Annotated in this window: 18 protein-coding genes, 1 tRNA gene and 2 rRNA genes; 10 read left to right on the top strand and 11 right to left on the bottom strand. The window is 36.9% G+C overall.

Going from position 1 to position 23,924, the window contains the following annotated elements; translation table 11 throughout:
* The first annotated feature begins 157 nt into the window (after positions 1-157).
* The 4 genes from CALAG_RS03250 to CALAG_RS03265 all read left to right on the top strand — a co-directional run bounded on the left by CALAG_RS03250 (position 158) and on the right by CALAG_RS03265 (position 3,781).
* Complete coding sequence (locus tag CALAG_RS03250) at positions 158-1,558, top strand: RtcB family protein (RefSeq protein ID WP_048816881.1); 1,401 nt, start codon at positions 158-160, stop codon at positions 1,556-1,558.
* 108 nt (positions 1,559-1,666) lie between these two features.
* The gene (locus tag CALAG_RS03255; protein ID WP_015232317.1) at positions 1,667-2,704 is read left to right on the top strand and encodes a 50S ribosomal protein L3; all 1,038 of its coding nucleotides are present in this window, start codon (positions 1,667-1,669) and stop codon (positions 2,702-2,704) included.
* Between the two features lie 2 nt (positions 2,705-2,706).
* Positions 2,707-3,528: a 50S ribosomal protein L4 gene (rpl4p, locus tag CALAG_RS03260; RefSeq protein ID WP_015232318.1), complete on the top strand. Its 822-nt coding sequence runs from the start codon at positions 2,707-2,709 to the stop codon at positions 3,526-3,528.
* Between the two features lies 1 nt (position 3,529).
* On the top strand, positions 3,530-3,781 hold the full coding sequence (locus CALAG_RS03265) for a 50S ribosomal protein L23 (RefSeq protein WP_048816707.1): 252 nt from the start codon (positions 3,530-3,532) through the stop codon (positions 3,779-3,781).
* A gap of 8 nt (positions 3,782-3,789) precedes the next feature.
* Here the strand turns inward: CALAG_RS03265 and CALAG_RS03270 are convergent, their stop codons facing one another.
* The 3 genes from CALAG_RS03270 to CALAG_RS03280 form a co-directional block, all read right to left on the bottom strand.
* A complete protein-coding gene (locus CALAG_RS03270) occupies positions 3,790-4,728 on the bottom strand; it encodes an Mrp/NBP35 family ATP-binding protein (protein WP_015232320.1) in 939 nt (312 codons plus the stop codon).
* 59 nt (positions 4,729-4,787) lie between these two features.
* Positions 4,788-5,375: a peroxiredoxin gene (locus tag CALAG_RS03275; protein ID WP_015232321.1), complete on the bottom strand. Its 588-nt coding sequence runs from the start codon at positions 5,373-5,375 to the stop codon at positions 4,788-4,790.
* 63 nt (positions 5,376-5,438) lie between these two features.
* Positions 5,439-6,674, bottom strand: a complete 1,236-nt coding sequence (locus CALAG_RS03280) for a M20 family metallopeptidase (RefSeq protein ID WP_015232322.1) — start codon at positions 6,672-6,674, stop codon at positions 5,439-5,441.
* A 121-nt stretch (positions 6,675-6,795) separates the two neighbouring features.
* Between CALAG_RS03280 and CALAG_RS03285 the strand changes: the two genes are divergently transcribed.
* On the top strand, positions 6,796-8,085 hold the full coding sequence (locus CALAG_RS03285; protein ID WP_048816882.1) for a TrpB-like pyridoxal phosphate-dependent enzyme: 1,290 nt from the start codon (positions 6,796-6,798) through the stop codon (positions 8,083-8,085).
* 161 nt (positions 8,086-8,246) lie between these two features.
* On the opposite strand, the gene CALAG_RS03290 is transcribed toward CALAG_RS03285, so the two are convergent.
* The 8 genes from CALAG_RS03290 to CALAG_RS03325 form a co-directional block, all read right to left on the bottom strand.
* Positions 8,247-8,456, bottom strand: coding sequence for a hypothetical protein (locus CALAG_RS03290; protein ID WP_015232324.1), 210 nt, complete (start codon positions 8,454-8,456; stop codon positions 8,247-8,249).
* Between the two features lie 185 nt (positions 8,457-8,641).
* A 23S ribosomal RNA gene (locus CALAG_RS03295) occupies positions 8,642-11,712 on the bottom strand.
* A gap of 204 nt (positions 11,713-11,916) precedes the next feature.
* Positions 11,917-13,417: ribosomal RNA gene (locus CALAG_RS03300) — 16S ribosomal RNA — on the bottom strand.
* Together the 16S and 23S rRNA genes form the textbook arrangement of a ribosomal RNA operon.
* A gap of 370 nt (positions 13,418-13,787) precedes the next feature.
* A complete protein-coding gene (locus CALAG_RS03305; protein WP_015232325.1) occupies positions 13,788-15,167 on the bottom strand; it encodes an RAD55 family ATPase in 1,380 nt (459 codons plus the stop codon).
* Between the two features lie 129 nt (positions 15,168-15,296).
* A complete protein-coding gene (locus CALAG_RS03310; protein WP_015232326.1) occupies positions 15,297-16,097 on the bottom strand; it encodes an NAD(P)-binding domain-containing protein in 801 nt (266 codons plus the stop codon).
* A gap of 5 nt (positions 16,098-16,102) precedes the next feature.
* On the bottom strand, positions 16,103-17,161 hold the full coding sequence (locus CALAG_RS03315) for a pyridoxal phosphate-dependent aminotransferase (RefSeq protein ID WP_015232327.1): 1,059 nt from the start codon (positions 17,159-17,161) through the stop codon (positions 16,103-16,105).
* The gene (locus tag CALAG_RS03320) at positions 17,154-17,408 is read right to left on the bottom strand and encodes a chorismate mutase (RefSeq protein WP_048816710.1); all 255 of its coding nucleotides are present in this window, start codon (positions 17,406-17,408) and stop codon (positions 17,154-17,156) included. Before CALAG_RS03320 ends, CALAG_RS03315 begins: the two co-directional genes overlap by 8 nt.
* Positions 17,409-17,649: 241 nt before the next feature.
* Positions 17,650-18,861, bottom strand: coding sequence for an aminotransferase-like domain-containing protein (locus tag CALAG_RS03325; protein WP_015232328.1), 1,212 nt, complete (start codon positions 18,859-18,861; stop codon positions 17,650-17,652).
* Between the two features lie 190 nt (positions 18,862-19,051).
* On the opposite strand from CALAG_RS03325, the gene CALAG_RS03330 reads away from it, so the two are divergent.
* The 5 genes from CALAG_RS03330 to CALAG_RS03350 all read left to right on the top strand — a co-directional run bounded on the left by CALAG_RS03330 (position 19,052) and on the right by CALAG_RS03350 (position 23,809).
* Positions 19,052-19,151, top strand: a tRNA-Thr gene (locus CALAG_RS03330).
* A gap of 50 nt (positions 19,152-19,201) precedes the next feature.
* A complete protein-coding gene (locus tag CALAG_RS03335; protein ID WP_015232329.1) occupies positions 19,202-19,924 on the top strand; it encodes an alanyl-tRNA editing protein in 723 nt (240 codons plus the stop codon).
* Between the two features lie 6 nt (positions 19,925-19,930).
* Positions 19,931-20,716, top strand: coding sequence for a hypothetical protein (locus CALAG_RS03340; RefSeq protein ID WP_015232330.1), 786 nt, complete (start codon positions 19,931-19,933; stop codon positions 20,714-20,716).
* A gap of 33 nt (positions 20,717-20,749) precedes the next feature.
* Positions 20,750-22,342 (top strand): glycogen/starch synthase, encoded by a 1,593-nt coding sequence (locus CALAG_RS03345; protein WP_015232331.1) that lies wholly within the window; start codon positions 20,750-20,752, stop codon positions 22,340-22,342.
* Positions 22,343-22,384: 42 nt separating this feature from the next.
* Positions 22,385-23,809 (top strand): glycoside hydrolase family 57 protein, encoded by a 1,425-nt coding sequence (locus tag CALAG_RS03350; protein WP_425393261.1) that lies wholly within the window; start codon positions 22,385-22,387, stop codon positions 23,807-23,809.
* Positions 23,810-23,924 lie beyond the last annotated feature (115 nt).

Raw genomic sequence — 23,924 nt, forward strand, 5'->3', positions numbered from 1 at the left:
ATTTAGTGAGAACTAGGTTTATTAAATTGTTTTCTTTTAATATAATTTTTATAATATATAAAACAGAAATAATATTCTAAACCTTTATATAATACTTTGAAATTGGTGAATAAAATTGCCAGGAATAGAGCCCAAAAAAATTGGAGATCATACATGGATGATAGAGAAAACAGGATGCATGAAGGTTCCTTCTATAATTTATGCAGACGATGTTTTGATAGAAAAAATGAAGCAGGATATGACATTAAATCAATCAATTAATGTAGCATGCTTGCAAGGAATACAAAAGTATAGTTTAGTTATGCCTGATGGCCATCAAGGTTACGGATTTCCAATAGGAGGAGTTGCCGCTATGGCTATAGATGAAAATGGTGTTATAAGTCCGGGAGGGGTAGGTTATGATATAAATTGTGGTGTTAGACTAATAAGAACAAGTTTAAGTTTAAAAGATGTTTTGCCTAAGATAAAAGATCTCATAAACATAATTTATGATAATGTTCCAAGCGGTTTGGGAAGTACTGGTAAATTAAAGTTGACAAATGCTGAATTAGATAACATATTAAATTATGGAGCAAAATGGGCTGTTGAAAAAGGGTATGGTTGGGAAAAGGATATAGATTTTATAGAAGAAAATGGAGCATGGAAATTAGCAGATGCATCTAAAGTAAGCAATGCAGCAAGAAAAAGAGGATCTAATGAATTAGGTACTTTAGGAAGCGGTAATCATTTTCTGGAAGTACAATATGTTGATAAGGTATTTGATGAAAAGCTTGCAAAGGCATTTGGTATTTTTGAAAATCAAGTTACAATAATGATCCATACAGGTAGTAGAGGTTTAGGGCATCAGGTAGCAAGCGATTATTTGCAAATAATGGAAAGGGCTATGAGAAGATATAATACAATTCCTCCTGATAGAGAACTTGCAAGTATACCTTACAATTCTCCAGAGGCTCAAGATTATGTAAGAGCTATGGCGTCCGCAGCTAATTATGCATGGGCAAATAGGCAAATTATAATGCATTGGACAAGAGAAAGTTTTGCTCAAGTATTTAAGACTGATCCAGAAAATCTAGGTATGGATTTAGTATATGACGTTGCTCATAATATAGCTAAGATTGAGGAATATGATATAGATGGTAAAAGGAAAAAAGTTGTTGTTCATAGAAAAGGTGCAACAAGAGCATTTCCTCCAGGGAATAAAGAAATACCGTCAAAATACAGAGATTATGGTCAACCAGTTTTAATTCCTGGTAGCATGGGAACAGCAAGTTATATTTTGGCTGGAGTTGAAACCGGGGTTAAATCTTGGTTTACAGCACCTCATGGTGCAGGTAGATGGATGAGTAGATCATCTGCTAAGAGGGAAAGATCTTATAAAGAAGTTGTTGATGAATTAAACAAAAAAGGAATTTATCTAAAGGCAAGTAATGTAGCGACAGTAATTGAAGAGATGCCAGAAGCATATAAAAATGTTGATAATGTAGCAGAAACGGCTGCAGCTGTAGGGATAGCAAAACTTGTTGCTAGAATGAGACCCATAGGCGTTACAAAGGGCTGAGAGAGTCTCATGGTATTTTATTGCTATAGTTAATTGAAATTTATTTCTAATTTTAAGTAAAGCTTTATAAACTAACCAGATCCCTGCAAGATTGAAAAGGTGCTAGAGATGGGGCATCGTAAAAAGTCAGCAGCACGTCGAGGTAGCTTAGGATTTTATCCAAGACAAAGGGCAGTGGAATTTGTACCCAGAATAAAATCATGGCCAACACTATCAATTCAAGAACCTAAATTATTAGGATTTATAGGATATAAGGTTGGAATGACTCATGTATTTATTATAGAGAATAGACAAGGATTACCAACGTATGGAAAAGAAGTTATGAGACCAGTAACAATAGTTGAAACGCCTCCTGTTTATGTATTAGCAGTTAGAGGATATGCATTCGATCTAAACAAAGGTTTGTATCCCCTAACAGAAGCTTGGAGTAAAATACCTAACGACTTGGAATTAGAGAGAAGGATAAGCACTTTAGGAGAATTTGATACAGAGGGTTCAATAAAAGAATTACAAAAGAGTGCAAATGAATTAAAGGAAATAAGGGTTTTGATAGCTTCACAACCAAAGTTAACTGGAGGATTAAGCAAGAAAAAACCTGATGTAATTGAAGTTAAGGTTAATGCACCATCAAATGATGTAAAGAAAGCATTAGATTTCGCAATAAATAAATTGGGTCAACAAGTAACTGTAAAAGACGTTTTTCAACCAGGCCAAGTAATAGATGTATTAGCAGTATCAAAGGGTAAGGGTTGGCAAGGTGTTATAAAAAGAGCTGGAGCAAAGCAATTGCCAAGATGGACAAAGCATAGAAAAGGAAGTAGAAAGATTGGAGCAAGGAGTCATGGCTTAGGAACTTGGTGGGAAAACCCATCACCAGGTCAATTAGGTTTTCACAGAAGAACAGATTATAATAAGAGGATATTAGATATAGGCGATGAAGGATATAAGGTAACACCTGCTGGAGGATTTATCAACTATGGAATAGTTAAAAGTTCATATATAATGCTTGAAGGTTCAATACCGGGTGTAGTCAAAAGACCAATAGTATTAAGGTACCCAATAAGGCCTCCTGTATGGTATTTATCAATGGGCATAAAGAAGCCTCAAATCACTTATATTAGTTTATCTAGTAAACAGGGTGTGTAAACATGGTAAGCATAAGTTCATCAATGTTATTTTATTTATCTCCTAAGGTTTCAGTAATTAAATATAATTCAAAGGGAGAAGAAGAAGGAGAAATAGAGCTACCAGATGTATTCAGGATCCCAATAAGAAGGGATTTAATATTAAGGGCATTTTTAAGTGAATTTACTGCATCAATCCAACCAAAGGCTAGAGACCCTATGGCAGGGAAGAGAACTACGGCTAAAAGCCTTGGAATTGGCCATGGAGTTGCAAGGGTACCTAGAATAAAAGGAGGGATGAGGGCAGCATTTGTTCCTATGGTTAGAAAGGGAAGGGCAGCATTTCCGCCAAGATTAGATGAAAAAATACATGAAGAAATAAACAAAAAAGAAAGGACTTTAGCTATAATGAGTTCTTTGGCTGCAACTGCAATACCTGATTTGGTTAAGGAAAGAGGTCATGAATTTGATTCAAAGACCGTTCCAATTATTATAAATTCTGATATATTAAATGAAATTAAGAAGGCAAAAGAGGCTAGAGAAATATTGGGCAAAATAGGTATTTATAAAGATATAGAAAGAGCAGCAGAAAGGATAAGGGTAAGATCAGGAAAGGGGAAGATGAGGGGAAGGACATATAAAAATGTTAATAGCATATTATTTATTGTAGAAAATCATAATTCACCTTTTGCTAGATCAGTAACGAATATGCCAGGGGTAGATGTAATAGAACCAAACCTAGTTAGTGTAACACATTTATCTCCAGGAGGAGTACCTGGAAGATTAACTGTTATAACTACTGAAGCATTAAATGCATTAAGTAAGAGGTTTAGTTTGGGTGAGTGAAATGGAAGTTATTTTAAGAATAGTTATGAGTGAAAAGGCATCTAGATTAATGGAAGAAAGCAATACTTTAACATTTATTGTATCAAGGGATGCAAATAAGCAAAAAATAAAGGAAGCAATAGAATCTTTATATAACGTTAAAGTTGAATCAGTTAATACGCTAATTACGCCAAAAGGGGAAAAGAAGGCATATGTAAAATTATCAAAAGAATATAAAGCAGCAGATATTGCAACAAAATTCGGTCTATTGTAAATTTTGCATTATTTTTGCAAATTGTTTTCTTCTTTCTTGTTTGCCTTCTCTAAGACTTCTAAGAATTTTTTAGATATATCCATAAAAATCTTAGATGCTTCAAGTTCTGGATAATCTATGAAGAATGCAATACCGTTATCGTTGCTTTCCCTTATTTTTGGATCAATAGGTATTTTTCCTAAAAATGTTATGTTATATTCTTTAGATATTTCTTCTGCTGCACCTTTACCAAATATATAATATATTTTTCCATCGTCGCATTTGAAGTAGCTCATATTTTCTATTATTCCTAGAATTGGTACATTTATTTTTTGAGCAAAGTTAGCAGCTTTCTTAACAACATATTTTGATATTTCGCTAGGTATTGTTACCATAAGGAAACCTGTTAGATTTGGAATTATTTGTGCAATAGTTAATTGCTCATCTCCAGTTCCTGGGGGTAGGTCTATTAATAGGTATTCAATACCTTCCCAATCAGTATATGCTAATAATTGCCTAATTGCAGTTGTTTTTATTGATCCTCTCCAAATAACTGGGGTATCCTCTGTTGGTAGCATTAATCCTACAGAAACTACTTTAACTCCATGCCTGCTAACTGCTGGTATTATTGATCCATCATCTCTAGCTAATAAGCCTTTTGATAATTCTATCCCAAGCATTTTAGGTATACTAGGTCCATGAAAATCTGCATCTAATACTGCAACATTTTTTCCCAAAGAGCTTAATGCTATTGCGAGATTAGAGGTAACAAAAGATTTACCTACTCCTCCTTTGCTGCTTAATATAGCTATTTTATAAGGTATTTTTTTCATTTTTTCTACTACTTTTCTTTGTTCATCTTGCAAGGCCCTCATTCTCTGTGCTTGTTCTTTATAGTCATATGCTGCGTTTTTTGATGATTTTTCTTTAAATTCCTCATTTTTAATTCTAAAGCTCAATTCTGACACCAATAAGTAAGTTAAAAAGAAAAGGAATTATATCCTTATATATAAAATATAAAAATGGGTTACAATTTGCCTATACTATCGGGTATCCTTATCCTTATTGTCTGGAATCCTTCTCCCTTGTTAGCAGCAATTATGTCAAACTCTTCTGGTTTCGCTGGGTGTTCGTATAAGTATTTCAGATTAATGAATGCGTTGTAGATATGGGGAACATCTTTTCCAAGTCTATCATTAAATACTGAAACATATTCAACTATGCCTTCTGGATTTATTATTACAGTTCCTCTTCTCGTCATACCGCTGTTAGGGTTAAGGAATCCATAAGCGGTTGATATTTCTTTTTTAATATCATCAACTAATGGGAATTTTACATTTTTAACCCTTGGGCTTGTTTCTACCCAAACTTTATGTGAATATACTGAATCGGTGCTTATTCCTAAAACTTCTGCATTGTTTTCTTTGAACTTCTCATAATATGCTTGAAATGCCTCTAAATCAGTAGCGCATACAAATGTAAAGTCTCCTGGGTGGAATGTTAATATAACCCATTTGCCTTTATAATCGCTTAGTTTGATTTCTTTAACCTTATTCTCTGCAGGGAAATAAGCTCTCGATTTAAATTCAGGTGCTTGTACTCCAACATCTATCATATTTATTCACCAATATTATAAGTTATTTATTAGTATAAAAACCTTTCTACATAAAAATTGTTTTTATCTAGTTTTTAAGTTAAGATATTCTTTAATTATATCTTCAGTTATTCTTAAAGCCATCTTTAAATCATTTATTTTAACATATTCATTATATGCATGGGCTAAAAATAGCTCTCCTGGCCCATAAATTATTGTTGGTATCCCTATGTTTCTTAAATATCTTCCATCGGTTGCACCAGTTTCTATATGTAGATCAGCATTTTTCCCCAAAATTTTTTCAATTGAATTTAAAGCTGTTTTCACTATTTTTTCATTTAGAGAAGTGAAATTTGCATTGCTAGTATCTATAGGATATATTTCCGCAACATTGTTTAGTTTATTTTTTATGTAATTCCTAACATTTTCACATAAACAACCAGGAGGAATTCTCATATCTAATTCCAACTCACAATAATCTGGTACAACATTAATTTTAGTTCCTCCCCTTATTACTCCAGGATTGAATGATATTGTTTTTATTTGATTTTCTATATCAGCAACAGATAAATTTAATTTCTTTTCTTTTATAATTGTTTCATAAGTATTAGCAGTTTCTTTTATTGCTATGCTAACATCTTCAGGAATTACAATTTTAGAATTAAGCTCCTCAACTCCTTCTTTAACTAAATTTATGGCCTTATACATCTTTAATATTGCATTATCCCCAAGTATAGGCATACTCCCATGAGATGGTAATCCTCTTGTTACAATCTTTGTTTGGCAAAGGCCTTTTTCTCCAATTGAAACCCTATTATAACCTGAAGGCTCTGCTATAAGGGCTGCATCACCTTTTATTAAGTTGTTTTCAACTAAACCTTGCATGCCAGCATGCCCTCCAACTTCTTCATCTGCAGAGGCGATGAAAACTAATGAGCCATTATTCTTTTCTATAAGATCTGACAATTCTAATGTAGAAACTAATATTGTTGCTAGGCCTCCTTTCATATCTGTTGCTCCTCTTCCAAATATTTTATCATCAACAATTTTTCCTGAAAAAGGTGGGTAAATCCATTTACTTTCATCCCCTGGGGGAACTACATCCATATGGCCATTTAATATAAGCGTTGGTGAGCCATTACCTATCTTTGCGATTAGATTTGGTTTATTCGCTTCAAATTCATGGATTTCATATTTTATTCCATGAATTGATAAGAGATCTTTAATGTAATTTACAACTTCATTTGTATGGCCTGGAGGGTTTTGAGAATTAATTTTTATTAAATCAGATGTAACTTTTACAACAAAATCTTCGTTCATATTACTCACCTATAAAAAAATATTTATCTTAAATTTATAAATATATGCCTTATTTTGGATTAAAATTTTTAAACTTGATTAGATAAGAAAGGATTGGTGATCAACCTTTGTGGTAAAGGATTTGGTGAGGTTCGATCTTCCTCAAGATAGAATTCCTGAATATTGGTATAATATATTGCCTGATCTTCCTGAAAAGCTTCCTGAACCAATAGATGCAACAGGAAAATCTTTTGAAACATTAAAAACTGTTTTACCATCAAATGTATTAAATTATGAATTTTCTCAAGAAAGGTTAATAAGAATACCTGATGAGGTATTAGAAAGGTATTTGCAGGTAGGAAGGCCAACACCTATTATTAGGGCTAGGAGATTAGAAGAGAAATTTAATAACATGATAAAGATATATATGAAAATGGAAAGCTATACATATACTGGATCTCATAAGATAAATAGCGCTATAGCTCACGTTTATTATGCTAAGATGGATAATGCTAAATTCGTTTCAACAGAAACTGGTGCGGGCCAATGGGGTTCTGCTGTTTCTTTAGCGGCTGCATTATTTAAAATTAAGGCATATGTATTTATGGTTAGAACAAGCTATTATGCTAAGCCTTATAGGAAATATTTGATGATGATGTATGGAGCAAATGTAAATCCAAGTCCATCAAATCTCACAGACTTTGGAAGGCAGCTTTTAACAAAAGATCCTAATCATCCTGGATCATTAGGAATTGCAATAAGTGAAGCAGTTAAATATGCTATGGATAATGGAGGTAAGTATGTTGTGGGAAGTGTTGTAAATTCAGATATAATGTTTAAAACTATAGCAGGTATGGAAGCTAAGGTTCAGATGGAAGAAATAGGAGAAGATCCTGATTATATTATTGGGGTTGTTGGAGGAGGTTCTAACTATGCTGCATTGGCATATCCATTTTTAGGAGATGAGCTTAGAAAAGGAGAAATAAGAAGAAAATATATTGCATCAGGATCATCAGAGGTACCTAAGATGACTAAAGGAGTATATAAATATGATTTTCCAGATACCGCAATGATTTTACCTCAACTAAAGATGTATAGTATAGGAAGCGATTTTGTACCACCCCCAATATATGCAGGAGGACTAAGATATCATGCCGTTGCACCAACACTGAGCTTATTGATGAACAAGGGTATTGTGGAGGCAAGGGATTATACCCAAGAAGAGACATTTAAATGGGCAAAGCTTTTTGCAGAGACAGAAGGTTATATACCTGCACCGGAAACAGCTCATGCGTTGCCAATCTTAGAAGAGATTGCAGAGAAGGCGAAAAAAGACAAAGAAGTGAAAACAGTATTAATGAGCTTCTCTGGCCATGGTCTTCTAGATTTAGGTAACTATGCGGATGTATTAGGATTTGAAAGAATAACTTAATTTTTTATAAAAGCTTTATATCTAGGGTATTGTTATATTTAGGAAATATGTTTTTCTATTAGATTTTATATGAACAGGATTATTAAACATATTGAAAAACATATATAATGTTTCCTCTTTACATTGTATAGATATATTATAATATTGATTATTTTGTAACATTATCTTAAACGTGTATTTACAACTCTTGCTGTATAAATACTCTTATTATTATAAAATGTTATAAATGTTGGATCTTTACAGATATGAACTTCACCTGAAACATTGACTTCTCTTATTATTGGTTTGCTTATATTATAAGTTAGATACAATGAAGAAATTGCTACTATTGTAATCGATAATATTATAATAATTTTAATAACTATTTTCATTCTCTTCGTGGATAATGATTAAAGCAGCGATAAGAGATTATAAAGTTAATGAAGAAGCGATGAATAGACCTAAGGAATCTTACCTTAATTCGATAATATAATAAATAGCGCCACCCTTTACCTGCTGATCAGATTTATCCTCCACACCCAGCCCATCCAGGAGCCAACTAGCACCAGCCCAAGGTTGACCTGCAGCCTCGGGCTGTTGGGAGTGGCGGGCTGAATCGCTCGAGCTTTCGCCCTCGCGACTTACACCCCCACCCCATCAAACCCGTATTTTACGGGAGCCCTCGCTGTCCTCCAGTTTTCACTGGAAGGCAGATGGCCGTCTCTTTTCGGGGAAGGGTTCTCGCTTAGATGCCTTCAGCGATAACCCCTTATGGCGTGGCTGCCCGGCATTGCCCCTCAGGACAACCGGTACACTAGAGGCCACGGCACCCCGTTCCTCTCGTACTAGGGGTACCTCCCCCTCAGACGGCCTGCACCTCCTGCGGGTAGAGACCGACCTGTCTCACGACGGTCTGAACCCAGCTCACGTTCCCCTTTAATGGGCGGGCAGCCCCACCCTTGGAAGCTGCTGCACTCCCAGGATGGGAAAAGCCGACATCGATGAAGCAAACCGCGGGGTCGATAGGAGCTCTCGCCCGCGACGACTCTGTTATCCCCGGGGTAACTTTTCCGTCGTGCCCGGCCCCCACCAAGAGGGGCACGAGCGTGCGCTAGGCCGCGGTTTCCCGTCCGGATCCCTTGCCATCAAGGATCCGGTCAGGCCGGCTTTTGCCCTTACGCTCTACGGCGGGTTTCTGACCCACCTGAGCCGACCTTTGGGCGCCTGTGTTACTTTTTCGCAGGCGTGCCGCCCCAGCCGAACCGCCCACCTAACGTTGTCCCCTTTCGGGTTAGGCCCTCAAGCAGAGACGGGTGGTGTTTCATTGTCGCCTCATTACCTCCCGAAGGAGGTAACTCAATGGCTCCCACCTACACTACGCGGCTCCGCTCGAGAGTCAGCGTCAGGCTGCGGTGAAGCTCCACGGGGTCTTCTCGCCCTGCAGGAGGTTGCGGGACTATGCACCCGCTCAGCGTGTTCGCGGGGCCCCAGGCCGGGACAGCGGGGACCTCGTTGATCCGTTCATGCGCGTCGGAACTTACCCGACAAGGCATTTGGCTACCTTAAGAGGGTCAGGGTTACCCCCGGCCTTCAGTGGGGCTTCGCCCGGTTGAACCCGGGTTTCACCTACCACCAGTGGCCAGGATTCACCCCCCGTACAAACCCTTTCGGGCTAGCGGGGAGCTATGTTTTTGTTAAACAGTCAGGTCCCCCTTGTTACTGCGACCTGCGATTCCTAGTTTCAGCTAAGAATCGCAGGCACCCCTTATCCCGAAGTTATGGGGCTAGTTTGCCGAGTTCCCTAGCCTAGGTTAACCCCCCTACGCCTTGGGCTCCTCACCCAGGGGCACCTGTGTCGGTTCTCGGTACGGTCGTGGAGGATCCTTCCTAGCTTCCTTTTCATGGGTCCTGGGGCTCAGCGGAACCCGCTAACGCAGGCCATTCCTTCCTTCAGCCGGTTCTCGCTATTACAGCACTTCCCGGCCTTAAGAAGTTAGCTGGATCGCCCCCTTAAGGAGGCCTCCAGTCCGCCTACCCTAAGACGTCGGAAGCTAGGCCTTGGGTTGCCCCGAAACGTACCCCCACGGCACGGGAATATTAACCCGTTTCCCTTTCCCGGATGTCGAGTTACGCATCCGGTTAGGACCGGCTAACCCCCGGCCGACGATCGTTGCCGGGGAACCCTGGCCCTTACGGCGGCGGGGATTCCCACCCCGCTTCGCTGCTACTACCGCCGGGATCAGCACTCGGAACGGCTCCATAGGACCTCACGGCCCTACTTCTGCGCCATCCCGACGCCTGCCTACTATATACCCTCATAATGAGGGTAATCCAAGGTCTCGGCGGCCGGCTTAAGCCCCGACTAATCTTCAGGGCCCCTTGCCTCGGCGGGTGAGCTGTTACGCACTCCTTAGAGGATGGCTGCTGTTGGGCCCACCTCCCCGCTGTCTTAGGCAAGGGACGCCTTTTCCCTTAGCACTTAGCCGGCACTTAGGGGCCTTAACCTTGGTCCGGGTTGAGCCCCTCTCGGCCCTCAGCCTTATGCCGAGGAACCCCACTCCCGCCTTCTTCGGTAGCTGCAGGTTCGGAGTTTGACTGGGCTGCGAGGGCTTTCGCCCTCTGCTCACCCAATCCGTAGCTCTACCCCACAGCTTGCCTCCAGCGGGGCTGTGCTGCGACACACTTCGGCAGGAACCAGCTATCACCGAGCTAGATTGGCCTTTTACCCCTAGGCAGAGGTCATGGGAACGATTTGCACGTCAGAACCCTTTCGGGCCTCCACCGGGGTTTCCCCCGGCTTCGCCCTGCCCCCGCCTAGATCGCTCGGTTTCGGGTTTTACGGCCGTGACTACAGGCCCGTTAAGACCTTGCCCCTTACCAGCAAAGCTGGCTGCGGGCATATCGGTTTCCCTCCGCCTTCAGGGTTAATCCCTTTAGGCTTGCCACGACCGTAAACTCCCCGGCCCGTGTTTCAAGACGGAAGGTATGACTCCGGTTGGGAATCCTCGTACTTCCTGGTCGCCCAGGTTTCCTTCGGACCCTTCATCCCTTTAGAGCCATACCCTTTGTAACCGCCTGGTTTCAGGCTCTTTTAACCCCCCGACAAGGGGTTCTTTTCAGCTTTCCCTCACGGTACTAAGTACGCTATCGGTCTCGGGTTGTGTTTAGCCTTGGAGGTTGGTGCCCCCCACCTTCCTACGGCAAAACCGAGCCGTAGTACTCTCCTCCATAGCGCAGGCCTGCATGATTTCACCTACGGGGCTATCACCCTCTACGGCTGACCTTTCCAGGTCATTCGGCTATCATGCCTAGGCCTGCTGGGCTTTGAACCCAGCTATGGAGGCGGTGACCCCTCATCTCCCCACAGTTGTCCTGTAGGGAATTGGTTTGGGCTCTCCCCCTTTCGGTCGCCCCTACTAAGGGGATCTCGATTGATTTCTCTTCCTTCCCCTACTAAGATGTTTCCGTTCGGGGAGTTCCCGTCCCTTACGGGACACATGGAGCTGTTAACTCCATGTAGGAAGTCCCATTCGGGATCCCTGGGTTCTAAGGCTGCTTGCGCCTCCCCCAGGAATATCGCCGCTTGCCGCGCCCTTCTTCGGCACCCGAGCCAAGCCATCCGCCAGGCGGCGTAGTCGCCGCAGGGCCTAGGGTTGGTAACTAGTTGGTACCCCTGGGCAGGCTGGATGTGGATTTGGACATCCAACCAGCCAGGTTTTACAGGGTGGCGCTCATTGGAAGTTCAATGAACCTCCTAACGCCCTTCACTCACAAGATTATCTTGTGAGTTGCATATGGCAAAGGGTTTTGATCAGCAGAGACTTTCACGTGCTAAGGTGCTTATCGCCGCAAAGGAGGTGATCCAGCCGCAGGTTCCCCTACGGCTACCTTGTTACGACTTCTCCCTCCTCGAGAGGGGAAGGTTCGACCTCTTCCCTATGGGAAGGGGCCTCACCTTCCCCTCTCTCGGATGGAGCGACGGGCAGTGTGTACAAGGGGCAGGGACGTATTCACCGCGCGATGATGACGCGCGGTTACTAGGGATTCCAGGTTCATGAGGGCGAGTTGCAGCCCTCAATCCCAACTACGGTGGGGTTTCAGGGATTGCCTTCCCCTTTCGTGGGTCGGAACCCGCTGTCCCCACCATTGTAGCCCGCGTGCAGCCCGGGAGTTTAGGGGCATGCTGACCTGCCGTGGCCCTCCCCTTCCTCCGCCTTAGCGGCGGCAGTCCCCTTAGTGTGCCCCCATAGTCTCCTATGTGATGGCAACTAAGGGCGAGGGTCTCGCTCGTTGCCTGACTTAACAGGACACTTCACAGCACGAGCTGGCGACGGCCGTGCACCTCCCCTCAGCGCGTCTGGCAAGGTCATTAGCCTGGCCTTCATTCTGCTGTCGCTCCCGGTGGAGGTTCCCGGCGTTGACTCCAATTGAGCCGCAGGCTCCACCCCTTGTGTGCCCCCCCGCCAATTCCTTTAAGTTTCAGCCTTGCGGCCGTACTCCCCAGGCGGCAGGCTTAACGGCTTCCCTGCGGCACTAGATGGACCCTAACGCCCATCTAACACCTAGCCTGCATCGTTTACAGCTGGGACTACCCGGGTATCTAATCCGGTTCGCTCCCCCAGCTTTCGCCCCTCACCGTCGGGCGCGTTCCAGCCGGGCGCCTTCGCCACTGGTGGTCCTCCTAGGATTATCGGATTTCGCCCCTACCCTAGGAGTACCCCCGGCCTTTCCCGCCCCCTAGCCTAGCAGTATCCTCTCCACTCTCCGGGTTAGGCCCGGAGCTTTCAGAGAGGACTTGCTAGACCGGCTACGGGCGCTTTAGGCCCAGTAATCGTCCTGACCACTCGCGGGGCTGGTATTACCGCGGCGGCTGACACCAGTCTTGCCCCCCGCTTATTCCCTCGCCTCCTTACAGCGAGGAAAAGCTCCCTTAACGGGAGCACTTGGGGTAACCCTGTCACGGTTGCCCGCATTGCAGAGGTTTCGCGCCTGGTGCGCCCCGTAGGGCCTGGACCCTTGTCTCAGGGTCCATCTGGGGGCTCCCCCTCCCAGGGCCCCTACCCGTCGTAGGCTTGGTGGGCCATTACCCCACCAACTACCATGATGGGCCGTGGCCCCATCCTCGGGCAGACCTTAGACGGTAACCCCCTAAGGTCTATTTCGGTGAAGAACCATTCCAGGACTCCTCACCTATCCGGGTTTAGCTCCAGTTTCCCGGAGTTATCCCAGTCCCGAGGGTAGGTTAGCCACGTGTTACTCAGCCGTGCGTCACGCCCTATAGCGATAGGGCGTCCGGCTCCCATGGCTTAGCCTTACCCCAATAGCAGTCAGGTCCGGCAGGATCAACCGGAGTTACGGTCGCAAGGGACCGTAGGCGATGGAGCACCTTAGCTCTTCGTGGTCCCTGCTGACCAAAACCCTTGTCAGATCAAAGCTTCCCTAAGATACCTTTCTTAGGGTTTGCTTAGATCTCCATCCTTAATTGCTCACCGACTCAGTTTTCGCTGAGTCGCATTTATTCTTATAGCTATAGCAGGGTATTTAACACTTACGCTACGGTGTTACTAAATAATCCTATATGACTTTCTAAATAAATTGCACCCGCAGCCTGAGGCTGTATCTTCATCCCGGGAAATACTTCCCTGTTGGTACAGCGCCGCCGGGCAAAAGGCTGCGGGCTAATTATATTATATAAGGGAAAACTATTAAATCAATAACAATTTTTATAAATTTGTACATTTTTCTATATTATCAGCATTTAACAAAATCTCAAAATATGGGTTTACCTTTAAAATTAATCTTATAGGTGTTATTTTAACAAATCTTCCATTAGGTGTAGATATAGGCTCTGCATATATTATGTTATCATAGAAGTTAATTAATGGTAATTGGTTTATTTCCTCTTTAACACCTTTAGTAGAGTAAAAGCCTGTTATTCCATTAACTGCCATTTTTATCAAACTATTATATTGCGCATTAATGAATCCCCTTTTATCTGATAAATCATATAATGTCTCAAGCCCTTCAACAACTACAGTATCTGCTTTTATCTCAGATTCCATTTTGCTGATCATATAATATAGTTCATCTATTGAATAACGAGTTGGGTTAATTGAAAAAGTTTTAACTAAATCAAAAATTTCATTTGCTTTTTCTTGAGAAAATAAATTATTTACACATATTTTAAACCTATCCCTTATTGTGTTCTCTCCATGCAAATATGATCTATAAAATACTTTACGCTTTTCTGAAATTATTATATCAACCCCTAAAGCTGTTAATAATATTAAAGGATCTATGCTAGGATGTATAACAAATAGGGTTTGAGATCCTTTTTGAAATTCTAATTTATAATTGCTATCCTTAAATTTCAATTCTATTATGCCTTCAGGATTAACTGCTGAAGGCATTCCAAATGGACTTTCTGGCTTAATAATTGCGATTCCTTCATCAGGAGCTATTACAAATGGTACTTCTCCAATGCTTATTTCATTCCCCCTCATCTTCCTTATTTCCATTAATCTAATGATTTTTCTCTTAACAATTTTAATTTTTAAAATAATAACACCATCAACAATGAATTCCTCAACACCATATCCAACGCTTTTCTTACCATATGGTAATTCAGCAATCAAAAATGTTGTAACTTCTTTTAATTTAGGGCCTAAATAAAAGAAGTTATGTAATAATTCCCTTATTTTACCTAAATTTTGTTCACCCAATTGCATTATAGCGCTAATTGAATCTATAACCAACCTTTTTGCATTCATTTTATCAATTAAATCTAGCAATTCTTGCAATAAGTCAGATAATGCATTAATATCTGTAATTGTTATTGCTTCAATATATTTAAATTTACCTTGTTTTTCATAATATTCAAAATCTATTCCTAAATTTAACATGTTCCTATAAAAATCCTTTTTTGTTTCTGTAAAATTTAAATAAATTGAATTTTCATCATTTTTTAAACCTTCATAAAGAAATTTAGATCCAAGAGTTGTTTTACCTGTTCCTGGATTTCCTGCTATTAATATTATTGAGCCTCTGTATATTTTGCTGAAAATTTCATCGAGTCCTTTGATACCAATCTTTGTTAAAGACAATTATTATCCCTATTTTTTATGAAATTTGGAAGTTAAAAAAATTTTGGGCTCAGACCTGCGTGGGTATTTCATCTTTTATCAATCCTTTCAAGCTTCTTCACTGCCTCAATTCTTATATAATAAATATAATTAATATTTTTCAATGCAATCATAAAGAGAATTATAAGCATTTCTTATCTCAATATCATTTTTATTTTTCTCCAATTCTTTTAAAACATCTTCTTTATTTTTCTCCAATTCTTTTAAAACATTTATATAATTTTTTAAAGTATTTTTAACCCTTTTATTGCTTAATATGTAATTTGCAAAATCTGGTATATCATTATATATGGATAAGTAATGATTCTTTAAATATTTAAATGTGGTTCCTGATAAGTTTTCTATCATTTTTTTATCATAACTGTTTAACATTTTATTTATTGATATACCTATAATATAAGATAGACCAATAGTTATGCTAATTAATTCATCATGAGTTTTATAGTTTACATAAAATACTTTAAAGCCCATATTTGAAAAAATATCTTCCAAAATCTTTGAACCATCATTTTCTTTTAAAGGAATTATTGCAATATAATGCTTGCTTGGATCTTTAATTCCTGGCCCAAATAAAGGATGTATGCTACCTATCATAACTTTATCTGAAAACTTGCTATAATAATGAATTATATCATCTTTAAATGTAGATATATCAAATATAAGTTTTCCATCCAAATATCCCAGCTTAGAAATGTTTATAAGTCTATTAATTACCCTTTTCAAATTATTAGGAGAAACTGATATCATTATGTAATCGCTTTTTTTAATAAAATTTTTAAATTTTTCATGTTTTAATTTCGTATCATATATTATAACATTGTAACCATGTTTTTGAAATAAATTTGAAAAAACTTGGCCCATTTTACCATATCCTATTATTCCAACTCTCATTGCTTTCATCTCATAATTTCATCAACTGTTTCATTAATTAATTTTGTTGCTTCCTTTATGTTTTTCTCATTCGTTGTTAATGAAACCCTAATGAAATTTGTGTAATCTTCTCCAAAAGCTTCTCCAGGGAAAATGCCTAGTCCTTTCCTCGCTAAAGCATATGCTAATTTTGTTCCTGAAACATTTTCTCTAAGCCTTAAGAATACATAAAATGTTCCAGAAGGTTTCATATAATCGAACTTTTTCTTATCTATGTTATTTAAAAAAATTTCTAGTCTGTTATAATAAATATTTTTTACATAGCTTGCTATATTATCCCAATTCTCAATTGCTTTTATTGCGGCCTTTTGTGAAAATTTTGGAACGGAAGTTATATTGGCCTTAATAAACTCTCCCATTTTATTTATTAGATTTTTGTCTCCAACAGCATATCCGAGCCTTAATCCTGGTAGGGAAAAAGTTTTTGAAAAGCTAAATATTGAGACAGAATTTTCTATAATATAATCAGTAATTTTGAACTTTGGTCCTTCAAATAATATATCTCTATAAGCTTCATCGGAAATTATTTTTACATTCCTATCCATAGATATATCTATTAATTTTTTTATTTCATTATTATTTATAATTTTTCCCGTAGGATTATTGGGATAATTTATTATTAGAGTTGAATCCCTTTCTATGTTATCAAAGTTTGGGGCCCAATTTTCTTCTAGATTTGTTTTTATAACAAAAATTTTTTTGTTAAATAGATTTGCTGAGAATTCATAACCAGACCAATAGGGTGATATCAAATTAACTTTATCTGAAAACAAAATAAGTGAAGAGATGGCAGCCTTAGATCCGGGGGTTATTATTACATTGTTTATATCAACCTTGTGATAATCAGCTATAATTTCCCTTAATTCGTCTAAACCTTTATATGGGGCATAACCAAGGTCTCTTATATTGTTAATTAATTCCTTGATTATAATTTCATTTGGCTTTATATCTGGATCTCCTGCATCCATCCTTATTTTTACGTTATTTTTGCTAAGTTCGCTGAAAAATTCATAAATATCAAACATAAATATCCCCTTGTGTTTTCTTGCAAGTCTCTATTATTTCAATGTAAATGTCTTTAAAATTGCCTGCTTTTTGTAATATTTCATTTTCTCTTTCTTTATCTTCTATATTAATTCTGTTTTTTCTCTTAATTTTCCCTATTTCTTTGCAAATTGAAATTCTTACATTTAATAGGTTTATTATTTGATCGTCTAATTCATTTATTTTTTCTCTTAAAATTTTAATTTCTTTTATTGTTTCATCTTCCATTAGAATCACCCAATATAAAAGATAACATAATTTCTGAGAAGAAGACTAGAATAACACTTCTTTCCTTAATTAGTATTGGTATTCCATCACATCTCCCCAGATTTATCTTTTATAGTCCCATATTTAAATTTTCCTATCAATTTCCCACGAGAATCAAATATAAAAGCTAGGGAATAAAAGAAAATCAGGGATGTCCGTCTAAGCTATCTGAAAAATGATGATAGTCTGGAGCAGGGAACCATTATTTCATCATTTCTTTAGCAGTTTCCCCAATTATTTTAATTCCTTCCCTTAGTTTGTCAATGCTTGGATAACTAAAGTTAATCCTCATAGCATTTCCACCACTACCATCTGCAAAGAAGTTTCTACCTGGAACATATGCAACACCTTTGTTTATAGCAGTTGGTAGCATTTCTGTTGTATCAACACCTTTTGGTAAATAAACAAATGCAAACAAACCTCCCTTAGGTTTATACCATTCAGAACCTTTTGGCATGTATTCTTCTAATGCCTCTATTAATACATCTCTTTTCTTTCTATAAACTTTTCTTGCATTCTCTATTGTTTCATCAACAACCCCTTCCTTTATTGCATACATTGCAATAAATTGAGAAAGAGTTGAAGAATGTAGATCAACTATTTGTTTTCCTAGCTCTACAGTTCTTGTGAACTGTCTAGGAGCTATCATATATCCTAGCCTTAATCCTGGTGCAAGTATTTTACTAAATGTACCCATGTAGATTACTCTACCTTCAGTATCTAACGTCTTAAGGCTAGTAAATCTCTTATCTGTATCAAACACAAAGAAACCATATGGATCATCTTCAATTATTAGCAAATCATATTTATTTGCTATTTCTATTAAATGTTTCCTCCTTTCATCATTCATTATAACTCCTGTGGGATTATGACTTGTTGCAACTGTATAGATTGCTTTAATTTTTTTACCTGATTCTATACCTTTTTTAATTTCATTTTCTATCATTTCTACTTTCATACCATCTTCATCTAAAGGTATTGAAATGAAGTTTGCACCAAAAAACCTAAATGCATTTAATGCTGCAAGATAAGTTGGTGCTTCTACTATTATATTATCCCCGGGGTCTATTAATGAAAGCCCTATTAAATATATCGCCTCTTGGCTTCCTGTTGTAACTGCAACTCTATCGTCTTCATTTACTTTAATTCCTTTTGATGATGCAAAAGACATTATAGCATTTCTAAAAGGAGTAACTCCAAGAGTGGGGGAGTATTGTAACGCCTCTTCTCCTAAATCTTCTAATACTCTTTTTGCAATATCTGCTAGTTGCTGTTTTGGAAAAACTTCAGGGCCTGGTAAACCACCAGCTAGGCTTATTATGTTTTTCCCTTCTGTTAAAGAAAGAATTTCTCTGATTTCTGAAGGCCTTAATGATTGTGATCTATAAGATATCCTACTTGAATAATCAATCATACTTCTGCACCAAACTTAATAGATAAGAAAAGATTTAAATCTATTAATGATTAGTCAAACTTTTTATAAACATTAATATTAATGAACACCTGGTGGGATACAAAACTTTGTTCTACATTGTAATTATTTTTCTAATTAAGAAAGAGGCATAGTAAAAAATTAAAGGGATCAATAAATCAAATCATAACGGGCCGCCGTAGCTCAGTAGGTAGAGCGCTGGCCTCGTATGTAAAATAAACCGAAATCGCTGAGAAAGCCAGCGGTCGCGGGTTCAAGTCCCGCCGGCGGCTTTATAAAGATTTTTATTTTTTATTTTTAGCTAAAGAATAGAGGTAAGAAAATGGCAACTAAACTGTTATTTCAATTGGATTCATATTTGAAAGAATTCGAAGGGAAAGTTATAAAAATTGATGGAAATAAAATTTATTTGGATCAGACGGCATTTCATCCAGGCCCATTTGGTGGTTTAGCAGCGGATAGCGGATACATAGAAGTAAATGGTAGCAAAGTTAATGTGATTGATGTTAAAATGGAAGAAAATGATGAAGTTGCTCATTATGTTGAAAAACCTAATTTATTCTCTATAGGAGATATAGTTAAAGGATACATAGATTGGGAAAAAAGATATGCTATGATGAAACTTCATACTGCAAGCCATGCTCTCTCTTCAGTTATGTATAATAAATATGGAGCAAAAATAACTGGAGGGCATATAGATCATAACTCTGCAAAGGATGATTTTGATTTAACAAATGTAAGCGATTGGAGGAAGGCATTATTAGATGCTGTTGATGATACAAATAAATTATTAAAAAGGTGCGCTAATGTAAAAGTTTATTGGCTTTCTAAAGAAGAGGCATTAAAAATACAAGGAATTGTAAAGCTTGCTGAAAAGTTTCCTCCAAATGTTGAAAAACTTAGAATAGTTGAAATAGAAGGAATAGATATACAAGCAGACGGAGGTCCCCATGTTAAGAACACTTGTGAAATAGGGGAGATAAAAGTTATTAATGTAGAAAACAGGGGTAAAACCAAGAAGAGGATATACTATACAATAGGATGAAGGATTATGCTATCATTAAGGAAAGAGCAAAATGATGTAGAGTGGGCATCAAAGTTAATTGACGAGTGTATAATGAATTATAAAAATGGTAATGGGATGAATGGATATTTACCATCATGTTTAAGTAATTTAAAAGAGCAGTTGAATAAAGGTACTAAAAAAGAAAATTTAATAAATTATATATTAAATTTTAAGAAAATAGCAGATGATTTATTTGGAAAATTAGTTAGCGATTACAATTTGGAATATCAATTACCATCAAATGTTGATCCTAAGGATGTAGCAGTTTACGTATGGCCTTCTTTATTATCAGATGGAAACAGCCTTAATTTATATTCATTAACATTATATAATTGGTTTTCATTTTCATTTAAGAAAGGAGATGGAAAAAGTGAACTTGAACCTATAACATTTTTATTTAATAAAGAAAAAGATACATATAAGTTAATTATGGCATATGCAAGGGTCCATTATGATCTTTGTGAATACAATATAGAAAAAATAAAAGGAATTAAGGTAATATTTGCTAGGTATGGGCATACACCATATATTTTGGGAGAAAATTATGTTAGGGTTAAATGTCCAAAAGTAAAGCATAGTAATTCTAGAACAGGAAGAAAATATTGGGATAGAATGTGGCTTGCTGCTGGAAATATATTTACTAGGATTACAGGTATTAGAAAAGTTCAATTTAAATTTAAGAATAATATCAAGGTATATATATTAGGTTGTCTACCTAAAACTAACAATAATCCATTTAAGAGTCCTATATATCCATTGCAATTCTTTTAAACACCTTATTTATCTTAAATACAGGGGTAAAAATTGCAAAATTATAAATTGATTACACCTTCAAAGATCAGAAGAGTTTGGTTTATAACGTTTGAATATTCACCAATTGCAAAGGTTGGTGGATTAGGAGAAGCTGTTTACCAGTTTGCAAAATCACTTTATAAAGATGGAATAGATGTAACAGTTATAATGCCATCTCATGGAAGGCACTTAGACTTGTCAATTAGATCTAGGTATAATTTAACACCCCTAAATATTACATCATGTGGTGAAAGAACTGGGTTAGATGGAAAAAAATACAGCTATTGCATAGGAGCAGAAGAAGCTATTATTGATGGGATCAAAATAATAATGTTCAAGGGCTTGGATTACTCTACGGGAATAATTTTTGATTCATGGAATATATACTCTAATATTGAAGAAAAATCTGCTTTGTTGACTAGGGCAATGAGAATTTTAGCATGGCATGAAAACCCTCCTGATTTGATTCACATAAATGATTGGCATACAGTTTTACCAGGTATTGCTTTAAGGGATGAATTTGAAAAAAGAGGCCTTTCTATTCCTTTAGTTTATACAATTCATCTTTCAGGTTCCCCTAATTTCCCTTGGCATTATGCATCAGAAAAATGGGCTGGGCTAGATAATGATATTCATAAAATTTGGAAGGTAATAAGGCATGAGCCAATTTATTATGAAAATCTATGGAATCAATTAAATGGTAATATAGAATCATTTGGCGTATATGTTTCTGACTACATATCTACAGTTAGCAAATCATATTTAAATGAAGAGTTATTTTCAAAATATGGTAATTGGATTGAAGGGAAATCTTGTGTTATATATAACACAACAGATTGGGATGTTAAGAAAGTAGAAAAATGGATTCAAGAAAGATATGGTATAGTTTCAAAAGAAATTATTTGGGATATAATTAAGGATTATGTAAAGAACAACAGCTGGTCTGAGTATAATATTAATGATTCATCAAAAAGCATTATGCTTGTTGTTGGAAGGCTTACATCTCAAAAAGGTATAGATTTAGCTATTAGAGCAATAGACTATGCACCTTCAGTTAATCTATTAATATTAGGGGTTTCTGTAGGTGATTATGGTTATGAACAATATATTAGGCATTTATTAGATGAAAGAAAGGGGAGAGTTATAATTACAACGGCAAAGATTCCAGAAGACCCATATAAGGCTTTGTTTAGGTTATCATCATCTTTAGTGATGCCATCTAGATGGGAACCCTTTGGATTAGTTGCTATTGAATCTTTATCTCAAGGCACACCAGTTATTGCAAATTATATAGGTGGATTAAAAGAGATAATCGATGATATTAGAACAGGAAAAGGAAACGGATTATTTGTAAGACCAGAAGATGTTTATGAGCTAGGAATTTCAATGGAAAGCATGTCAGAATTAATGTGGTTTGAGAATTTTGAAAAAATTCCAATAGATCAAATTAGGGATATGGCATCGAAAAATAACCTCCTACCTCAAGAAATTAGGTTAAATGCAATTAATAAGGTTAATAATAATTTCAGAAGTGAAAATCAAATAAATCAGCTAAAATCATGTTATGAAAAAGCTAGAATTATGGCATATTATAGGTCATTGTAAAATGTTATAGAATTTTAATTTTTATGCCTAAAATAATATAAGGTGAAAAAATTGGAAATAGCATTACTTTTTGAAATGCATCAGCCAGCTAGATTAAAGAAATTAAGTGAATTCCCACCAACATCGATTCCGGAGAATTTAGATGAAATATTTGATAATTATACTGATAAGATTATATTAGATAGGGTTACAGAAAGGACTTATAGACATGCTACAAAAATTTTAAAAAATAACATAGAAAAATACAAGGATTTTAAAATAAACTTTAGCATTTCTGGTATTTTATTAGAGCAATTAAATAAGAATTATAAGGATGTCATAAAGCTTTTCCAAGATTTAGCAAATACTGAAAGGGTTGAGTTTTTGTCTCAAACATATTATCATTCATTAGCTTGGTTTATTGATAAGAGAGAGTTCTATGATCAAATTAAGATGCAATCTGAATTAGTTGAAGATATTATAGGTTATAAACCAAAATCTGCTGAAAATACTGAATTTATTTATAATAATGATATAGGTTGTTTTTTAAAAGAAATGGGGTTTGACGTTGTTGTAACAGAGGGCGTTGACTATATATTAAATGGAAGGTCTCCAAACAAAATCTACAAGAATCCTTTATGTAATAATAAGGTAGTTTTAAGAAATTACAGATTAAGTGATGATATCGGATTTAGATTCAGCAATAGGAATTGGGAAGAATATCCATTAACAGCTGATAAATATGCATATTGGATTAATGTAACCCCTGGAGATTTCTTGCTAATTGCTATTGATTATGAAACATTTGGAGAACATCACAATCCATCAACGGGAATTTATGAGTTTTTAGACTATCTGCCAAAGGAAATTTTAAAATTCAAGAATTTGAGATTTTCAAATATAAATGAAGCAGGGCCTCCAGGAGATTACTATGATGTACCACCTTTTAAAACGATTAGCTGGGCTGATGAAAGGGATTTAAGTGCATGGCTTGGTAATCCCTTGCAAAAAGATGCCTTTAATACATTAAGGAAGTTATATTATTATGCAAGATATTTAGGAAAGGATATTTTGGAATCTTATAGAAAATTAACAATTAGTGATCATTTATATTATATGGCAACAAAATATGGCTCCATGAATGAAGTACACACTTATTTTAACCCAATGGGAGGTTATGAAAAAGCCTTCCATTCATTTATTATTGCTACAACTATTTTATCTCAAAAATTAAGACAAAAGATAAATGAGAACATGTGTGAATTCTTAAGAAATTTTGAATTGCCTGATGATTTATGCTTCTATTTTAATTATAGAGGAAATATAAGCAAAGCGTGCTCTATTGAACAGCTTTTGAGAAAAATTAAGGAATTTCCAAAAGATTATTTGGATAGCATTAATGAGTATGTAAATCAATGGCTATCTCAGTTATTTATGATAAAAGATATTAATGAAATATCAAAAAGGTGTCCGGATCTTTATATATAAAAGCCAGATTAAACTTATGATGTAAAAATCATTTAATTTAACATTTTTATTAATATTGTTTTATTATTTATATTAATGATTTATTAATAGATATATATTAAATTATAATATAACA

It is taken from the genome of Caldisphaera lagunensis DSM 15908 (assembly GCF_000317795.1).
Lineage (GTDB): Archaea > Thermoproteota > Thermoprotei_A > Sulfolobales > Acidilobaceae > Caldisphaera > Caldisphaera lagunensis.